Raw genomic sequence first — 17407 nt, 5'->3', positions numbered from 1 at the left:
CATACCTATACGTACACATGGCTACGTGTATACACGTTTACATTACATCATTGATGCTTTTGGACTTGACTTTCCGAGCCTTGCCATGCTTCGCCTCGTATGCCTCGATGCCCTGTTTCATCACATACTCCATAAAGGCACGTATAGTGAAACCCTCCTTGTAAGCTATTGCCTGTACCTTATCTACAAGTTCCCTGGAGCAGATAAAGGAGAAATGCCGCCAGGAATTGTCCAGTTGCTCTTTACGTTCTGCCTTGACTGACCGTTTTTCCTGTTTCGGAATTGGCTTGGTCCCGGGTGTTTGTTCTACTGTTTTATTGTCAGGGCTGATAGCAGCACTGCCCAAAATATTGCCAAGCAGAATGTCCATATTGTTTTTTGCCATAGTTGTTATTGGTTACGTGAAAGAATTTCCTCCGTAAGTGCAAGATAATCCTTTGCACCGTTGGAATTTGAATCATACTCGAATATACTTTTGCCACTACCGGCTGATTCAGCCAAGGCGATATTCTCACGGATGCGGGTATTCATGGTGATACTTTCGTAACGCTCCTTTACAGCCTGTTCCACTACCTTGTTCAGTTTACGATGATTGAATCTGGCGATGAACACACCTCCCAGGCGAAGCGACGGTTTGACACGTTGCAAGGTGGTGACAAATGCGTCAAGCATCCTCATGCCTTTCAAAGGAAGCAGCTCCGGTGTCATCGGTACGATGATCTCATCAGCCGCGATAAAGGCATTGGTAGTGACAATACCAAGAGAAGGCGGACAGTCAATCAGGATATAGTCATAGTCTTTCCTGAGCGGTTCAAGCAGACGGCTGAGCAGTTGCTCTCTTGCCAACAGATTGGTCAGAGCTATTTCCGCACTTGCCATTTCAAGGGAAGAAGGGACAAGGTCAAGATTCTCCCGGATATGTTTTACAGGCAAAGGAACACCGTTTACCAATGAATCAAAAATGCTCGTCTCAATTTCATCCTCATTAGGTATGAAATACAGTGTCAGGTTTGCCTGTCCGTCAAGGTCTATAAGCAGGACTTTCTTGCCTTTCATTGCCATACAAGCCCCGATAGAGGCGGTTGAAGTTGTCTTTGATACGCCACCTTTATGGTTGGCGAAAGTGATGATTTTCTGTGCCATACTATTTGTTTTTATGTTTATATGTTTCAATGTGTTCTTGTATTCCTGTTTACACGTGTACTTGTCCACATGTATCAATGTATACAAAGGTAAATGTATGATATACAAACACCTACCAATGTCTCCTAACAGTTGAAAACAGTCAGGGAAAGTATCAGGGTCATAATAATATGACTTCATCTTTGCTCACTAATCGTTGTGCTCCGCTGATTAACCGTACAAGAAGTTGTTCGTTATACACTGCCACAATTATTCCATGGCTACAGCCCCTGCATGGGGTTATAAGTTCGCAAGATGCTCCAATCAGTTCTGCGCTGTACCTGTCCATATTATCTTGTTTTTATGCAAGGACACGAGACTTGCCTCATGTCCTTGCGGGTATGTTATTCGAATGTAAAAGGGTGGATGTAGAAATAGGTCTCTTCGCTTTCGTATTCATAGCTATTGATAAAATCCACCATTTCTTTTTCACTGCGGTCTCCCTGTCCAATACCGGTCTTTGATGTCCATTCAGCTATGGCATCCTCAATGGTGTCAAAAACATCCTCACATGCATCCTCGAAAGGTTCGCCGTATGAACTCACACAACATTCTTCGGGAAAGAAATCCCCCTCGTCATGGGTATAGAACAAATCACATCCACTTTCGCAACATCTGTATGAAATACTCAGTTCATCATTCAATATCCGGTTTATTTCAAAGAAGAGTTCGTTACAGGCATCCCATGCGGTTTCTGTCTCAAATGAAAGAAGGAAATAATCATTCTCTTCGTCTTCTTCATATTCAGCCCAATAGATATGTCCTCTAACACTGATTTGCTTTTTCTCATAGTCAATGCCGTAATGCTCGGCAAGCTTGAACAGCCTTATATCCTTACTATCCACTTCCATGTCCTGAAAGGTAGTCCACAGGTTATTTACTGCTTCACGTGTCCCAGTGACCTTATAGGTCGTTGTTGCTAAATTTGCCATATCATTGAATTTTAAAAGATTACCACTCCGTATAATAACTCTGGTCGTTGTTCTCGCATTCCTCAGCCCATTCTTCATCGGTGAAGTCACTGTGCAGACATTCATCACTGCAATAGTAGGCTACTCCCATGTCAGCACAATACCCGGCACGCATCAGCTTGCCACACTCTGAACATCTTCTGCAAGCCCTGTCTGTGTCCCACCAGAAGTCAGTGAAAGACTCGGCTATGACATCCTCACTGGTGTTCTCGTCCCACTTGTCAAAGTAGAACTCTGCAAACTTGTTCAACTCCGGCTCTATGTAGAGCATCTTTTCAGTACCGCCAACAGCCTTGGTCAGTCGGCTCAGGATTGATTGGATTGTCGTCATAATATCATCTGTTTTTTTCTTCCCTCTCGTAGATCAACTACTTCGGGAACACATATAAATTTTGTTGCACCAAGAAGGTGTCGGGGCTGTCTCTGCAAGGTTTTGCTCCAAAATACTACCCGCAGGTGTGGAGATTTTGCGGCAAAGCGAAGCCCTGACCTTGCTGATGACAAGACCGGACAATTACCTTCGCAACGGAATTTATGCCAGTTCCCCGAAGTCGGTGTATGAGGAACGAATCTCGGCAAAGAGAAGTATAAGCATAAAAAAAGCGACCCGAAGGCCGCTCTATTGGAGAGAAGAAAGGATTTACTTGCCCTTCTTGGAGTTCTTCTCCTGAGCTGCTGGAGTTTCCTCCTTTTCAACAGCTTCATAGAACCTGGTGGCTACAAATGCCACTCTGTTGCGCTTGACACCGTCGGCATCCTGCCACTCCTCCGGCTTGAAATAGCCTTCAACCGTGAGGAGTGCTCCTTTGACAAGGCGGTCAAAGGATGTAGTATTCTCATTCTTGCGCCATGTCTCGACGTTTATGAAAGCGGAAGTGCGGGTTGTTTCCTCGCCTGATTTCTCAGTGCGGCTGATTGCCAAAGGGAAACGTGCAACGCTTGCGGTTGAGAACTGATGGATGCTTGCATCCTTACCTACAAAACCAGAAACTACGAAAGAATTTTCCATTTTCTTCATAACATTGAAATTTTAGAAGTGAAACATTTATTTTTTACGTTGCCATCAAAGTTGGCAAGGATAGCAATCAGGCAAGTAATTACCGAATTATTTCACCGTCAGGCAGGAAAAGTTTTCCGAAAAGCTGCAGCTGGAAAAGTTTTTGAAAAAATTCAGGGAATAAGGTTCTGGTACTTGCAGTATGCGGCTTGCACTAACTTCGCAACAGGAAAAAGTAAGTGTCACGGCTTCGTCCAAAATGAGATGTGAAGGGAATGGCCTGATATTCTTGTGTCTGGTCATGGTAAAGAATGCTGTTCTCATAGTCAGACTCGACAGGTTTCACAGATCCATGGCAAGCAATCCGGACATAGTGAAAGCGATAACTCCCAAACTTCACCATGAACCCGGCATAGCATAGCAAGAGAAATACGAAACTCCGCACTCTGCATAAAAAGGTCTGAACACGGAAGCTATTCAAGAGGATGGAAGCCAGAGGTGAAGCACAACAAGGCTGATGCCACTCATGTGAGTGATGAAAAGGTGCAAAATCAGCAAGGAGAAAAAGAAAGTCAATGCCTATCAGTCAAAGAGCGGACTTCTGTCCTACTCTGGCTTACTGCAAGTTTAAAGTTTAGATTTACCCATGTATATATACATGTATTTTAAACTTTGGTTACAAACCTGAACAGGTTTATAAAAAGACTGACGAACAATTCATTGCGAATAGAAATATCATATGAGAAAGAAAATGGGAACTACATTTTCTCCTTACTGAAGCACCGACAGACAATGCACAACCATGTAAATATTCTCATAAAGTAGTTAACAGCCCGGATAAAAGAATTTGATAATATAAAGTCGGCAATAAATCGGTTTTATTGCCGACTTTATATTATCCTAGCAGAACAATGGAATCATTTTACAAAGAGTAAACGTAAATGGTAAGACAATGTTTTATGGTGTGATTTCAGATTGTTGATCGAGAAATATTTACCTCTTCATATTAGGAAACAGTCAAGCAGATAGGTGTAGTTTCGTTAATAAGAGATTCTACTTAATTTCTTAGTCATTTGCGGGATACTTTTAATACTATGCTTTTACAACACAAGAAAAATACCTCATATATTACATAATATGATGAATTCATAATGGTGTTACTTAATATAGAAAAACACACTAAAGAATGATTAATTGCTCAGAACTTATATATAAAGTCGGCAATAAAGTTGGTTTGTTGCCGACTTTATATTATATTTGCACTGCAATGAGTATTGACGAGAAATATAGTATTAAACAGAGCATATTGAATTATGCTCGTACTTACGGACGGATTGAAGTGCCTCAATTAGTATCAGTATTGGGGATAAAGACCAATACCGCCCGCCAGTATCTCTGTACCTTAACCAAAGAGAACAAGATAGCCCGTACAGGAAATGGTGAATACATGCTTACAGATAAACAGGTGTTCTCATTTGCTCCAACAGAAACACTGAGAAAACTATATGTCGGATTGAAAGAGAAATTGCCATTCACCGATTTCTGCATCTACGATGGCAGCATCTTCACCACACTACAACATCACGTCTCTGTGAACCATGCTATTTATGTCGAGACCAACCGGGATGCTGTAGATTCTGTTTTTTCTCTGTTGAAGGATTCAGACATGCCCGTTTATAAGCAACCGACAGCAAAGTTCATGTACGACTACGTAAACATGCATGAACCATGCATCATTGTAAAGATATTTGTCACTGAATCTCCAGTAAATAAGGTTGATGGGATGGTTACTCCTACCATCGAAAAGCTACTCGTAGATATACAGAAAGACGAAGACTTTGATTATATGCAGGGCACGGAAATCACTTATATGTATCAGACCGCCTTTGATTTGTACACAGTCAATACTCCCAAAATGCTCCGATATGCAAAACGTAGAGGAGCATACGATAGTACTTATTCATTAATAGAACAATCACAAAAATATGATAAATAAAGAATGCTTTACAGCAAGATGGATTGAAGAAAAATCCAAGGAGCTAAACTATCCGGACAAAAATATCATTGAAAAGGTCATCCATGCCTTTTCATTGCTGGACATGTTGGCGGCTTCAGGTTGCCCATTTCATTTCAAAGGTGGAAGCAGTCTGATGCTTCTTTTAAAAGAACAAAGACACAGGCTGTCTATAGATATTGATATAATATGTCCTCCAGGTACTGAAATAGAAGAGTATCTGCAATCATACAAAGACTATGGCTTTATTGACTATAAGCCGATAGAAAGAATTCAGCGTGGAACAGACATACCAAAATCGCATTCCAAATTCTTTTATCAAGTGGCTTTCCTTGATGGCATAGACCGAAAAGAAACCATCCTGCTGGACGTTCTAAATGAAGACTGTCACTACAACGAAGTCGTGACTTTACCTGTAGAAAGCCGTTTTATAAAGACAGAAGGTGAACTGAATTATGTAAAAGTACCATCCATTGGAGATATTCTCGGAGACAAGCTTACGGCGTATGCACCCAATACAACAGGTATTCCATATATCAAAAATGGTAAGGATGCCAGCATGGAGATCATCAAACAGCTATATGATATAGCCAGACTGTTCGAGAAGACAGAGGTCCTTGAAACAACGACAAAATCGTTTGTACAAATTGCAGAAGTTGAACTCTCATACAGGCATTTGCCAAACAATCCAAAACTCATTTTCGATGATATCAGACAGACTTCGCTGTGTCTGGCAACAAGGGGAAGTGAAGGAAACGGACAATTTGATGCACTACAACGTGGTATACAAAGGATCAAATCCTTCATGTTCAATGGCGGTTATTTCATTGACGATGCGATTAGAGACGCAGCACGCGCAGCCTATATCGCCACAATGATAGAGACGGGCAACACAATAATAGAAAAATACGACGGTAATCCTGCCACCATAGGCTCCCTGGATATAGCACCCACACTTCCTTCGCGACTGAATAAGCTGAAAAGGACTTCTCCTGAAGCCTATTACTATTGGGCAAAGACCAGCCATCTATTACAACAGTTGTAACTATAAACAGAAATACAATTTCAGCAAGGAGAAAAAGACCAATATAGCCCTCCATCAACCAGAACAGCATTCTGACTGATGGAGGGCTTTCTACAAGTTTAAAGTTTAGATTTACCCATGTATATATACATGTATCTTAAACTAAACTTACTTGACTGATTCAGCCATACAACAGGATAAGCCATTGAGTTTACAAGTTTAATAGAACTCATATATGTATATATGAATTGATAAACTTATTTATAAACTTCATCCCTAAGCAGAAAGTAAGTTCTTTATTCCTTTGCTGAAAAATCATGTAGCATAAATTTCTACCATATGCAGGATCAACATAACGTACATCTTTCTGAGAATCTGAAAACCTGTATATATGTGAATACCTTTTTCTCCTTGCTGAAATAATTGGCGACTAAATAAACACAGATGAGATATTGAGAAATATTTTCGATACATATTATGCGAAATAATTGATAATTACCTAATTTTGCAAAATATAGATGCATATTAGAGATAAATTCATTCGCATCTGTGTTATTAAATATTAAACTCTAATAAAATCACATCTAAATCAGGAAAGTGATGAAAAAATTGAAACTTATAAGAAAATCAGAACCGTTCATATTTCCAAATGGATAGAAACGTAAAATTTAATGGCTCAAATATGATTCAATTAGCTGTATCAAATTGAGCATCAGACTGTTTATATAACTGTGTTGGTAAGTAACTTGTGAAAACAAAAGAAAGCAACATTTATATAGCACATAATAAGCTGATTTACAATTACTTAAACTCTTATTTCCAACAATAAAATCATGGCTCAAATACCATTCCAATACAACCCAACTAACTGACATACAGATTACTAACATCTTTGCATCGGTAAGTAGGTAGTGATTACCAACGATTAGCATATATCATCAATGATTATTAAGGCATTCATTTTGAGCGCCTTTCTTTTTAGCCTTATAAGCGATAGTTATCGTTTATAGGGCTTTTTCAGCTCATTTTTGTACCGCATTTGTTGCTCGCTTGTTGAAGCCTTGTTTCTCGCCAACAAGGTAGTGTAGATTTGAGACACAGTGAGACGTGGTGAGACGCACTGAAACAAAAATGGAGAAATAAACGGAGAAAAGAATGAGCAGTAACATCGAAATCAAGAAAAAATGTAAGTGGTGTGGGCAGATTTTCATAGCCCACAAAACGACTACGAACTATTGTTCTCATAGGTGCAACAATGCAGCTTACAAGGAACGGATTAGGCAAGAGCGTATAGCTTCTTATCAAAAAGAGTTTTCAATGAACGCAGAAGAACCGTCTGTTGAAGACAAAGAGTTCTATACGCCACCCGAAGCCGCAAAACTCTTAGGAATTAGTCGAGCCAGCATTTACCGCTACATGGCAGATAACGTAATTAAAGCGGTTCAATTCAAAGGAAAAACATTAGTCAGGAGGAAAGACATTGAGCTTTTATTTGAAAATGCTGCGGAGTATAAGAAGAGAGTACCCATAGAGAAAGCCCCTATTACCGACTTCTACACCACAGCCGAAGTAAAAGAGAAATACCATGTAAACGAATCATGGATATTTGCGGTAGCCAAAAAGAACAACATACCTCGCACTTTCAATCGTGGCAAGACCTACTGGAGCAAGAAGCACATGGACGCTTACTTTGCCAAGAAAGCCCCGAATCCCGACATTACCGAATGGTATAGTACCCAAGAAATGCAGGAGAAATTCGGTATGACCTTATCAGCCATCTACACTTTCGTTTCCAAGAACGCCATTCCGAAGAAGAAAGAGGGTATCATGGTGTACTATTCCAAGAAGCATGTCGATATTGCCAAAGGAGTGGCAGCACCCGAAGAACCGCAATATTATACGGTAGTCGAAGCAATGGAGAAGTTCAATCTCACCCGTGACCAACTCTATCATTATGCGAAGTATCATAATATCTCAAAGATCAAGAAAGGCAAATACACGCTTATTTCCAAACCCGAATTGGATAAGCTACTTGCAGCCCCAAAGATTGAATAAGTTATTTATCGGTGAATGTTACCACCATTGAATCACCATATTCCTTTGCACCAAACAAATGTAAAACTCTAAATATTAAACAGTATGACACACACGTGTACAAAAGTAACAGTTCGTCAGAGAGCGATTCGAAATAATCGCATCTCCTTGTATCTGGATTATTATCCGGCAGTCCGTAACCCTGAGACAATGCAGATGAGTCGTCGGGAATATCTCGGCATCTACATCTATGCCCACCCGAAAAACGAAATGGAAAGGGAGTTCAACAACGATATGCTGAACAAGGCAGAGGCAATCCGTTGTATCAGAGTGCAATCGCTTATCAATGAAGAATTCGGTTTCTTGGATAAGACCAAGCAGAAAGCCGATTTCCTTGCCTATTTCAAAAAGATGTGCCGAAGCAAAGATCAGAAATGGACGTTTGTCTATCAGCATTTCTACAACTTCGTTAAAGGGCAATGTACCTTCAGCGAAGTAAATGTGGACTTGTGCAAGAAGTTCCGTGAATACCTATTGAACGCCAAGCAACTCAAACACAGCAACCGCCCCATATCCCTCAATTCGGCATCCGGCTACTACTCCACTTTCAGAGGGTTGTTGAAGATTGCCTATCGGGACAAATGGCTTCGAGAAAACATCAATGACTACCTTGATAAGATTGAACCGCAAGATGTGAAGAAAGAATATCTGACATTAGACGAGGTGAAGCAACTTGCCGCCACACCTTGTGATATCCCTGTTCTGAAAGCAGCCTCTTTATTTGCTTGTCTGACAGGTTTACGCATCAGCGATATTCTCAATCTTCAATGGGAAGATTTCGCTATTGCTCCCGACCAAGGCTATTGCTTGCGTATCAGAACCCAGAAAACCCAAACGGAAGCGACACTCCCTATCAGCTACGAAGCCTACGAACTATGCGGTACGCCCGACACAGGTAAAGTATTCAAGGGTTTGAAACGGAGCATGATTAACTATCCGCTGAAGAACTGGCTCAAAAAGGCAGGAATAACGAAACCGATAACCTTCCATGGATTTCGACATAGCTACGCAGTCATACAAATCTCCTTAGGTACAGATATTTACACGGTCTCAAAAATGCTAACCCACAAGAACGTTTCCACAACTCAAATCTATGCAGATTTAGTAAATGTAAAGAAACGAGAGACAGCCAATAAGATTTCACTGAAATAAATTATAGCCATGAAACGAGGAATCATAACAAACAACGGAGCAGTCATCCAGATTTCTGATGGCGAAGTATGGATGACCTCTTGGGAGATTGCCGACTTGTTCTATACAACAACTGGAGCAATCAACTCTCGCACAAAAGCGATATTGAAAACCAATATCTTAAAGGAGTATGAAGTACGCCAATGTATCAGATTAGAGAATGGGAGTAGTACCGATGTGTATAATCTCAATATGATTATAGCCCTATCCTATCAAATAGATACAGGACATTCCGCTGCATTCAGAAAATGGCTAACACACAATGTTCAATCCTCACGAGAGAACAAGGTATCTTTCCTTGTTCATTTAGGAGGTAGGTTCTACTGCTAATCAGAAAGCCCGAATTAGATATAAAGTCCAATTCGGGCTTCAATTCATTAAAAAGTGGCATAGGTTGTCTAGGGTACCGACGCAACACACTGCCACTTTCAAAAAAACGCATCTACTATCCATAGAATGATATATATTTGCACACAAACGATTAACATATATCATTATGGAGCAGAAAAAGATAGAACATATAACTTTGAATCTGATTGTTTTCGGAACAATCGTCATCATTGGTGTTTTAGCCCGTCAGACCGCACTACACTATGGTTGGGACGAGTTCAGTAGCTACCTCATTTTTGTGGTATGCTCCTTTGTCATAGGAGCTATCTATCTCAATCTGCAAATGGTATTCGGACAACTCCTTTCACCAACAATAGAGAAGTGCTTTATGAGATTTGAGTGCTACCACAATAAGGTTGTGGTGGCAGAAGCTCCAGTAACGCACCCGGAACTTACCGAAAGTACCATAATTTCAGAACCTATCGTTTCAGAACCTGAACTCAAAATTGAAATCAAAACTACATCTGACACAACAGAAGAAGTTTCTACTCCATCGTGTCCTGAATCCAATGAAGATGTAGCTGAACTTCCCAAAGAAGAAGCCACACCTTCTACCATCAACAATATATCTACCGAAGAATCCAACCAGCCAACAGAATACGAGATATTCCGTGCTAACGCAATAGCTGAAAAGGAACGAGCATCACAAGAAAAGTTAGATAAGGTTCTTACATATACGAAACAGAACCTGATTCTCTATCTTAGCGAAACTGACCTCAATCGTCTATGTAGATATATTACGGAATACTACTTCTCAGATTCTCTACCCAAAGTTGAGCAAATAAAGGTTGATGCTCAATTAAAAACCATTGACATCATGCACTTTGGCTGGAATATCGGCAAAGCATTCGGAAAACCACGCCTACAGACCGCTACTTTTATAAAGAGGATATTTACTCATACTCTCCGTGATTCGGAAATATCTACCATTGAGCGCAAAATGTCTAATACTGAATCACCATGCAAAATTCAGCTACAATCGTTATAACAAATAACGACTGCCCTAATATCCTCTGAAGGTGTATAGTTTGTCACTCAGCACCTCATTCCCTTTAATAAAATCCAAAAGATATTCTTTTGTGATTACAAATTGATTGTGTTGTTTATCCTTTGTTGCCAAAATCTGCTCTTTATCATCATTAGTGATCTGAAAGCTGTGAATTATACGATTTCTTTTATCTACTAAATCGCTAAATATTTGAGCAATTTCAGAACCAGCTTTAGTTGTTATTGTATCATTAATTGCAGCTTTTAATTGGCCAGAAGTTTTATCAATTAAATCATACCAACTATAATTTCTTCCCCCATCTTCTCGTAATATATTCTCTATAATAAATGAATTGTTTGAATTGAACACACAAATTGCACTGCCTAATAATTCTCGATATTCTTTAGTTGGAAGAGATTGTCTTGTATAATTTTCATACATAATACACTTGTATTTAAATAATTAAACAAATAAATAAGCATTGTTTGTAGAACCTACTTATGTCTTGTAAAGGTATGTATAATTCTCAAGGATGACATCAACTACCATCAAAAAGTTATTCATCAGTTATATTTTGGTGAATGATTCCACCATTGAAACACCTGTTTCCTTTGCCGTCGAACAATTAAAAACGAGCGACGTATGCAAAAAGAAACAGTAACATTTGATAAGCTGCCCGAAGCGGTAGGTTATCTGACCGAACAGATCATTGAGTTGAAAAGAATGGTGTCGGCACTTCAACCGCCAGCATCAGACAAACACGTGTTGGTTGAAATTGAGGATGCTTGCCGTATCATCAAAAAAGCCAAGCCTACCATTTATACATTGGTGCGCAAAGGGCTGCTCCCTGCCTATAAGAAAGGCAAGAAGCTCTATTTCTACGAGGACGAACTTCTGGCTTGGATTGAGAACGGGCGTAGAAAGACTTCCGAGCAAACATATGAGGAAATGCTTGCCAATATGCAAGGAGGTGTCCGTCATAAGCCCAAATCATCTGTGAAATTTTAATGGATATAGTAATGGATACATCTTCTATTAATCCGGCATCCATCATTGATGAAGCGGTTGATTTAAGTATGCGACTAGCTGGCACTGATTTTCCGGTCAGCATATTCCCGACAAGAATCCAACGCATCATCAGTGAGGTTCACGAATGCCATAACTACCCGACAGACTACATTGCCGCAGCTATCCTTATGGCAATAGCGGTCGGCATAGGTAACACACATCTTGCCCAAATCAAGCAAGGCTGGGTAGAAAGCCCTATCCTGTATATGGCATTGATCGGAAGACCGGGAGCAAACAAAAGCCATCCGCTTAGCTTTTCCATGAAGCCGTTTCTTGATTATGACTATCAGCAAAATCAAGTCTTTGAAAAGGCTCTTGCCAAGTATGATGAGCTGATGAGTATGAGCCGTAAAGAACGTGCGGATAACGGTGAGGAACAATTTCCACAGGAACCAGTCCGTAAACGTTTCTTGATTTCGGATGTAACACCCGAAGGATTGAGCCTCATTCATGCACAGAACAAACGTGGTTTATGCTTGTGGGCTGATGAGTTATCCGCTTGGTTCAAGAACTTCAACCGTTACAACAACGGTTCGGAAGAACAGTTTTGGTTGTCGGTATTCAGTGCCAAAACCACTATATCCGACCGCAAGAATGCCAAGAGTTCCATCTTCATCAAGCGACCGTACATCTCAGTTATCGGCACTATCCAAAAGAAGATTCTCAGTGAACTGGCTAAGGGCGAACGTTCCAGTAATGGATTCATTGACCGTATCCTGTTTGTAATGCCCAATCTGCAACAGAAGGCACGTTGGAATGACAAGGAGCTGCCGGAGAATATCGAGCAAGAATGGAATGCCATTATTAATAAGCTGATACAACAAGAGTATGCCCTCAATGAGTTTGGAGAGATAGAACCACATATTCTTCTCTTTACAGAGGATGCCAAGAGACGGCTTTACGAGTGGCAGCACCACTTCTCAGAATTGTGCGACCGAGAGACAAACGACACTATTGTGAGTATCTATTGCAAATTGGAGATATACATCATCCGCTTCAGCCTGATTATTCAATTAGCACGATGGACTTGCGGAGAGTGTGATAAAAACTATATCGACCTATTGACGGTGGAACGAGCCATAAAACTGACGGAGTATTTCAAAGAATCCGCATTGAGCGTTCAAAATATCCTCAATGAAAATGCGCTCAACAACCAACAACAAGCGATAGTCAATTTGCTTCCTCCAGCCTTTACAACTGCCCAAGCAATACAGATAGCCGAGCAGAACGGAATGAAGGAGCGGACGTTTCAACGCTTTCTCAATGACAACATCGGAACATTGTTCCGCAAAGAGAAACATGGAGAATATTCAAAGATTAACCCGTGACATTTTTGTCGGTTTTGACACTTTCCAAGCGAAAACGACAATAACGACAAAAGTGACACACCAAAAAAGAAACATACAATGAGTACACATAGATTCATATTAGAACCCTACAAAGGTGTCAGCACTCGACACACTTGCCCAAACTGCCACCGCCAAAGATGTTTTTCCAAGTACATTGATACGGAGAAGCAAATCAAGTTCCCAGAATACGTGGGGCGTTGTGACCATGAGCAGAAATGCGGTTATCACTTCACGCCTCGTGATTACTTTGAGCAGAACCCGTCAGAGAAAGAAAGGTTTGCAGAAGATAGTTTCAGGAGTTATGTACCGATTAAGGAAGCACAACCTCTAGTCACATCCTACATTGATTTGGATATAGTCAACCAATCATTGCGTGGTTATTCTGCAAACAAGTTGTTTCAATTTCTATCAACTCAGTTCGGAGAAACAGAAACATTAAAACTCATGAAGAGATACAAGGTTGGTACTTCTAAGTATTGGGACGGTGCAACTGTATTCTGGCAAACGGATAACAAAAATAAAGTCCGCACGGGTAAAATAATGCTTTACAATCCCGAAACAGGTAATCGGATAAAAGAACCATACAATCATGTTACATGGGTACACTCCGTGCTGCACAAAGGTGATTATAATCTGAAGCAATGTTTCTTCGGTGAACATCTGCTTGCTGAAGACAGAAGCCGCCCTGTTGCACTGGTAGAAAGCGAGAAAACGGCACTCATTGCTTCCTGCTATCTGCCACAATTCCTATGGATAGCATCAGGAGGAAAGAACGGTTGCTTCAATGCTAACAACCTATCCGTTCTGGCAGGAAGAAGCGTTGTATTATTCCCCGATTTAGAAGCGACAGACTATTGGCAGAGCAAAATCGGGCTGATGAAAAGCTACGGGATTAAGGTGCGAATGTTCGATTATTTGGAAGCCCATGCCACCGAAAGCGAGCGAAAAGAGGGGTACGACATAGCCGATTATCTGCTCAAAGTGAAGCCTGATGAAGCTATCCTCCAACAGATGATAAGGAAAAATCCTGTCTTGAAAACACTGATAGAAACATTCGATTTGAAGCTCGTCAGCGTACAACAAGGCACTCTACAACCAAAGGTTTCACCACCTAAGAAACGAGGTTTCAGGCTTTGAATACAGGGAGAGAAATCGAGACTTTTTTACTGTAGCAAGTTAATGTCGGTGTATTACATTTCCCGACCACTTGCTCCTCAAAAAGTCTGAGGAGATAGCTCCCGATGGTCACAAATTATTCACTAAAAAACAATTCAAATGGAAAAGAAATATACAATAACACTTCGTCTGTCATATCAGCAACACGCATGGTTAGGTGCGCTTTGCAGACGAAGCAAGCAGACTCAAAGCGAAGTCATCCGTTCGCTCATCGAGAACGGTTCGGTACGTGAACGAATCACGCAAGAGCATATCCACATCATCCGGCAACTAATTGGTGAAAGTACCAATCTTAACCAGTTGGCAAGACAGGCAAACACCTACGGTTTCTTTGCCGTTGCGGACAGATGCGAGGAAATGGCTCAGTACATTAATCAACTTATAAAACGACTAAAAGATGATAGGTAAACAGACTAAAGGAACGTCATTCGATGGTTGCGTCCGCTATGTACTCAAAGAGGAAAAATCCAAGCTATTGGAAGCAGTCGGAGTAGAAGGTACACCCGAACAGATGGCAGTGCAATTTGAGTTACAAACATTACTCAATGATAAGGTAAAGAATATTGTCGGACACACTTCACTCAACTTCTCACCGGAAGACAGTGCAAGGCTAAAGTCCGATGATGCCTTGATGCTGAACATAGCGCACGACTATATGAAACTGATGGGTATTGAAAATACGCAATACATCATTGCCCGACATATCGACCGTGAGCATCCGCATTGCCACATCGTATTCAACCGAGTGGATAATGACGGCAAGACGATTAGCGACAAGAATGATTTTCGCAGGAATGAGAAAGTCTGCAAAATGCTGACCGCCAAATATCGCTTGCACTTTGCCAATGGTAAAGACCATATTAAAGAGGAACGCTTGCGCCCCTACGATAAGGCAAAGCACGAGATATACAAGGCATTGAAAGAAGAATTGCCCAAAGCTCATAGTTGGGATGATTTGAAAGATACACTTGCCGGCCGAGACATTGATATGAAATTCAAGGTCAGCCGGACTACACGGAAAATACAGGGCGTCAAGTTTGAACACAACGGATTTTCTTTCTCCGGTTCAAAAATAAGTCGAGAGTTCAGCTACTTGAATATCGACAACCGACTGGAAGAGAATGCTTGTGCATCCTTGTTGGAGTCAGCCAAGCAAGAACCCAAACAGCAGAAAGAAGAGGTGCTGCAAAGCGTTTCCCATTCCGATGATAGCTTTGGCTTCAATCTCGGTTTGTTAAACGGAAGCTCATCCTACGATACCACTGCCGCAGAAGAAGCAGAGTTCAATCGCCTGATGAAAAAGAAAAAGGCTAAGCGCAAGCGAGGCTTTCATTTATAATCCATTTTTATTAACATTTTAAATTCAATTATTTATGGTTCAAAAAGATTTAATTCTTGATTTCAATCTCTACTTGTGTGAGAAATTTGGCTACAGAGAAAGCTGTAGCGTGATGCAAAATGCCAACGGCTTTTGTGTGGACATCCGTGAAAGTGACTTAGACTGCTACATCCGCTTCTGGGAGTATAGCTGTGGAAGAGGAAACTTTCCCGACTGGTCTATCATCATTGTGCGCAGTAACTTCAAGAAGAACCAAGAAGAAAGTTTGAAAGACTTGGCTCGGTTCTTCAAGGAGTACATGCCACGCTACGGTTACAAATACATATGTACCGAAGATGATGACTACAAGTATTATCAGACACTTGGCTTGAAGTGCATTATGGACGGTTTTTGTCCCAATTATGCAATTGCACTGAAAGATTTGAATGTCTGATACATGGTTTAGAGTTAAGGAGGGGATTTTTTCCTCTCCTTTTCTCTTTCCGATGTGCTCGAATGAGCAATTCCTCTATTATGGATGTTGGTAATGAAAGTGTTATTACTCCATTCTCATAATGTGCGCAATAATTGAGAGCGAAGAAATTACTTTATCAAATTCCTTCGCTCTACATATTACATCATTTTCCCAACGACTTAAATACTTTCGCAATACAACGCTTTTTCTGTTCCATATTTGGATGGACATACAAGTCCAATGTAGTTGAAATGTTGGAATGCCCTAACAATACACTAACGGTCTTGTAGTCACAGCCTGCCTCTATACAACGAGTGGCAAAACTATGGCGGAGCCCATGATATTTCAATTTGGGAATACCCAACTTTGCCATTAACTTGCCGTAATAATTACGGTAGGTACGAGGCTCGGTTGGATATTCATCATTAGTCAAGACATAGAAATCTTCATTGACGACCTTCTTTAGTGGTTTTACCATTGTAAGAAGCTCCTTTGTCATAGGAATTTCCCGACATGAGTTTTGTGTCTTGGGGGTGTTGATAACCAGCTCGGTATGTTTCTCCATCCCATCAATAATGTAAATCCGTTCAATTGTACGATTAACGGTAATCGTACCCTCGGAAACATTGATGTCACTCCATCTCAAAGCGCAGACTTCCCCGATGCGAAGTCCTGTACAAAGACTGATGTAGATACCCAATCCGGCAAAGGAGAAATGGTTTTGAATATGATTGAGTATTTTCTTGTGATTGATAACTGACAGTACTTCCAATTCTTTGGTTGTCGAAGAAGACGGATATTTGATGTCCCACTCTTGATAATCCATCCATTCGTTTTTCACACCGAATTTCATAATCATTTTCAGAACAATCAATATGTCCTTCACGGATTTCACACTCAGTCCATTTGCAAGTTTCCGCAAAACAAAGTCTTGCACAGCCTGTTCATGGAGTGTATCGCTTTCTCCAAAGTTTGGAAGAATATGATTCTCCAAGATGAGCACATAAGCAGCCATTGTAGACTGCTTTACATAAGGTTGCTTGTACTCTTTCCATGCAACCGAGATTTCTCTAATTGTTTTTTGTCCCATAATCGTATATTAATATGTTGTACATATAATTAGAGAATAATGAATCCCTGATGTTCCCCATTTGAGATTCCCGGAGTTTA

19 protein-coding genes are annotated in these 17407 nt (G+C 40.7%); 12 read left to right on the top strand and 7 right to left on the bottom strand.

Annotated elements, in window-relative coordinates; all coding sequences use genetic code 11:
* Positions 1-37 precede the first annotated feature (37 nt).
* From C233_RS0116340 to C233_RS0116320, 5 genes are all read right to left on the bottom strand, one after another.
* Complete coding sequence (locus C233_RS0116340) at positions 38-385, bottom strand: hypothetical protein (RefSeq protein WP_018668638.1); 348 nt, start codon at positions 383-385, stop codon at positions 38-40.
* A gap of 5 nt (positions 386-390) precedes the next feature.
* Complete coding sequence (locus C233_RS0116335; RefSeq protein ID WP_025068999.1) at positions 391-1143, bottom strand: ParA family protein; 753 nt, start codon at positions 1141-1143, stop codon at positions 391-393.
* A 383-nt stretch (positions 1144-1526) separates the two neighbouring features.
* Positions 1527-2114, bottom strand: a complete 588-nt coding sequence (locus C233_RS0116330) for a hypothetical protein (protein ID WP_005826889.1) — start codon at positions 2112-2114, stop codon at positions 1527-1529.
* A gap of 19 nt (positions 2115-2133) precedes the next feature.
* Positions 2134-2484, bottom strand: coding sequence for a hypothetical protein (locus C233_RS0116325; RefSeq protein WP_018668635.1), 351 nt, complete (start codon positions 2482-2484; stop codon positions 2134-2136).
* Between the two features lie 309 nt (positions 2485-2793).
* Complete coding sequence (locus tag C233_RS0116320) at positions 2794-3171, bottom strand: single-stranded DNA-binding protein (RefSeq protein WP_004309321.1); 378 nt, start codon at positions 3169-3171, stop codon at positions 2794-2796.
* A gap of 1246 nt (positions 3172-4417) precedes the next feature.
* Here C233_RS0116320 and C233_RS0116305 point away from each other — a divergent pair.
* From C233_RS0116305 to C233_RS0116280, 6 genes are all read left to right on the top strand, one after another.
* Complete coding sequence (locus C233_RS0116305; RefSeq protein ID WP_008781782.1) at positions 4418-5146, top strand: DUF6577 family protein; 729 nt, start codon at positions 4418-4420, stop codon at positions 5144-5146.
* Positions 5136-6209 (top strand): nucleotidyl transferase AbiEii/AbiGii toxin family protein, encoded by a 1074-nt coding sequence (locus C233_RS0116300; RefSeq protein WP_005826901.1) that lies wholly within the window; start codon positions 5136-5138, stop codon positions 6207-6209. Before C233_RS0116305 ends, C233_RS0116300 begins: the two co-directional genes overlap by 11 nt.
* A 1134-nt stretch (positions 6210-7343) precedes the next feature.
* Positions 7344-8243 carry a helix-turn-helix domain-containing protein gene (locus C233_RS0116295; RefSeq protein ID WP_018668633.1) on the top strand — a complete coding sequence of 300 codons (900 nt, stop codon included), beginning with the start codon at positions 7344-7346 and terminating at the stop codon, positions 8241-8243.
* A gap of 84 nt (positions 8244-8327) precedes the next feature.
* Positions 8328-9434 carry a tyrosine-type recombinase/integrase gene (locus tag C233_RS0116290; protein WP_025068998.1) on the top strand — a complete coding sequence of 369 codons (1107 nt, stop codon included), beginning with the start codon at positions 8328-8330 and terminating at the stop codon, positions 9432-9434.
* Positions 9435-9443: 9 nt separating this feature from the next.
* On the top strand, positions 9444-9803 hold the full coding sequence (locus C233_RS0116285) for a virulence RhuM family protein (protein WP_018668631.1): 360 nt from the start codon (positions 9444-9446) through the stop codon (positions 9801-9803).
* Positions 9804-9969: 166 nt separating this feature from the next.
* A complete protein-coding gene (locus tag C233_RS0116280; protein WP_018668630.1) occupies positions 9970-10851 on the top strand; it encodes a hypothetical protein in 882 nt (293 codons plus the stop codon).
* A 15-nt stretch (positions 10852-10866) separates the two neighbouring features.
* Here the strand turns inward: C233_RS0116280 and C233_RS0116275 are convergent, their stop codons facing one another.
* Positions 10867-11292: a hypothetical protein gene (locus tag C233_RS0116275; RefSeq protein WP_025068997.1), complete on the bottom strand. Its 426-nt coding sequence runs from the start codon at positions 11290-11292 to the stop codon at positions 10867-10869.
* Between the two features lie 201 nt (positions 11293-11493).
* Between C233_RS0116275 and C233_RS0116270 the strand changes: the two genes are divergently transcribed.
* The 6 genes from C233_RS0116270 (at position 11494) to C233_RS0116245 (ending at position 16216) form a co-directional block, all read left to right on the top strand.
* Positions 11494-11859: a helix-turn-helix domain-containing protein gene (locus C233_RS0116270; RefSeq protein WP_018668628.1), complete on the top strand. Its 366-nt coding sequence runs from the start codon at positions 11494-11496 to the stop codon at positions 11857-11859.
* 11 nt (positions 11860-11870) lie between these two features.
* Positions 11871-13247, top strand: a complete 1377-nt coding sequence (locus C233_RS0116265) for a DUF3987 domain-containing protein (RefSeq protein WP_025068996.1) — start codon at positions 11871-11873, stop codon at positions 13245-13247.
* A 78-nt stretch (positions 13248-13325) separates the two neighbouring features.
* Positions 13326-14405 (top strand): DUF6371 domain-containing protein, encoded by a 1080-nt coding sequence (locus C233_RS0116260; protein WP_018668626.1) that lies wholly within the window; start codon positions 13326-13328, stop codon positions 14403-14405.
* Positions 14406-14543: 138 nt separating this feature from the next.
* Positions 14544-14852, top strand: a complete 309-nt coding sequence (locus C233_RS0116255; protein ID WP_018668625.1) for a MobC family plasmid mobilization relaxosome protein — start codon at positions 14544-14546, stop codon at positions 14850-14852.
* Positions 14842-15783: a relaxase/mobilization nuclease domain-containing protein gene (locus tag C233_RS0116250; protein WP_018668624.1), complete on the top strand. Its 942-nt coding sequence runs from the start codon at positions 14842-14844 to the stop codon at positions 15781-15783. The genes C233_RS0116255 and C233_RS0116250 overlap by 11 nt, the downstream gene beginning before the upstream one ends.
* Before the next feature lie 34 nt (positions 15784-15817).
* Complete coding sequence (locus C233_RS0116245) at positions 15818-16216, top strand: hypothetical protein (RefSeq protein ID WP_025068995.1); 399 nt, start codon at positions 15818-15820, stop codon at positions 16214-16216.
* Positions 16217-16400: 184 nt separating this feature from the next.
* Here the strand turns inward: C233_RS0116245 and C233_RS0116240 are convergent, their stop codons facing one another.
* On the bottom strand, positions 16401-17327 hold the full coding sequence (locus C233_RS0116240) for a tyrosine-type recombinase/integrase (RefSeq protein WP_018668622.1): 927 nt from the start codon (positions 17325-17327) through the stop codon (positions 16401-16403).
* Positions 17328-17407 lie beyond the last annotated feature (80 nt).

The sequence above is a fragment of the Bacteroides gallinarum DSM 18171 = JCM 13658 genome, from assembly GCF_000374365.1.
Taxonomy (GTDB): domain Bacteria; phylum Bacteroidota; class Bacteroidia; order Bacteroidales; family Bacteroidaceae; genus Bacteroides; species Bacteroides gallinarum.
The sequence above is the reverse complement of the archived record's forward strand: the minus strand, read 5'-3'. Positions and strand labels throughout refer to the sequence as shown.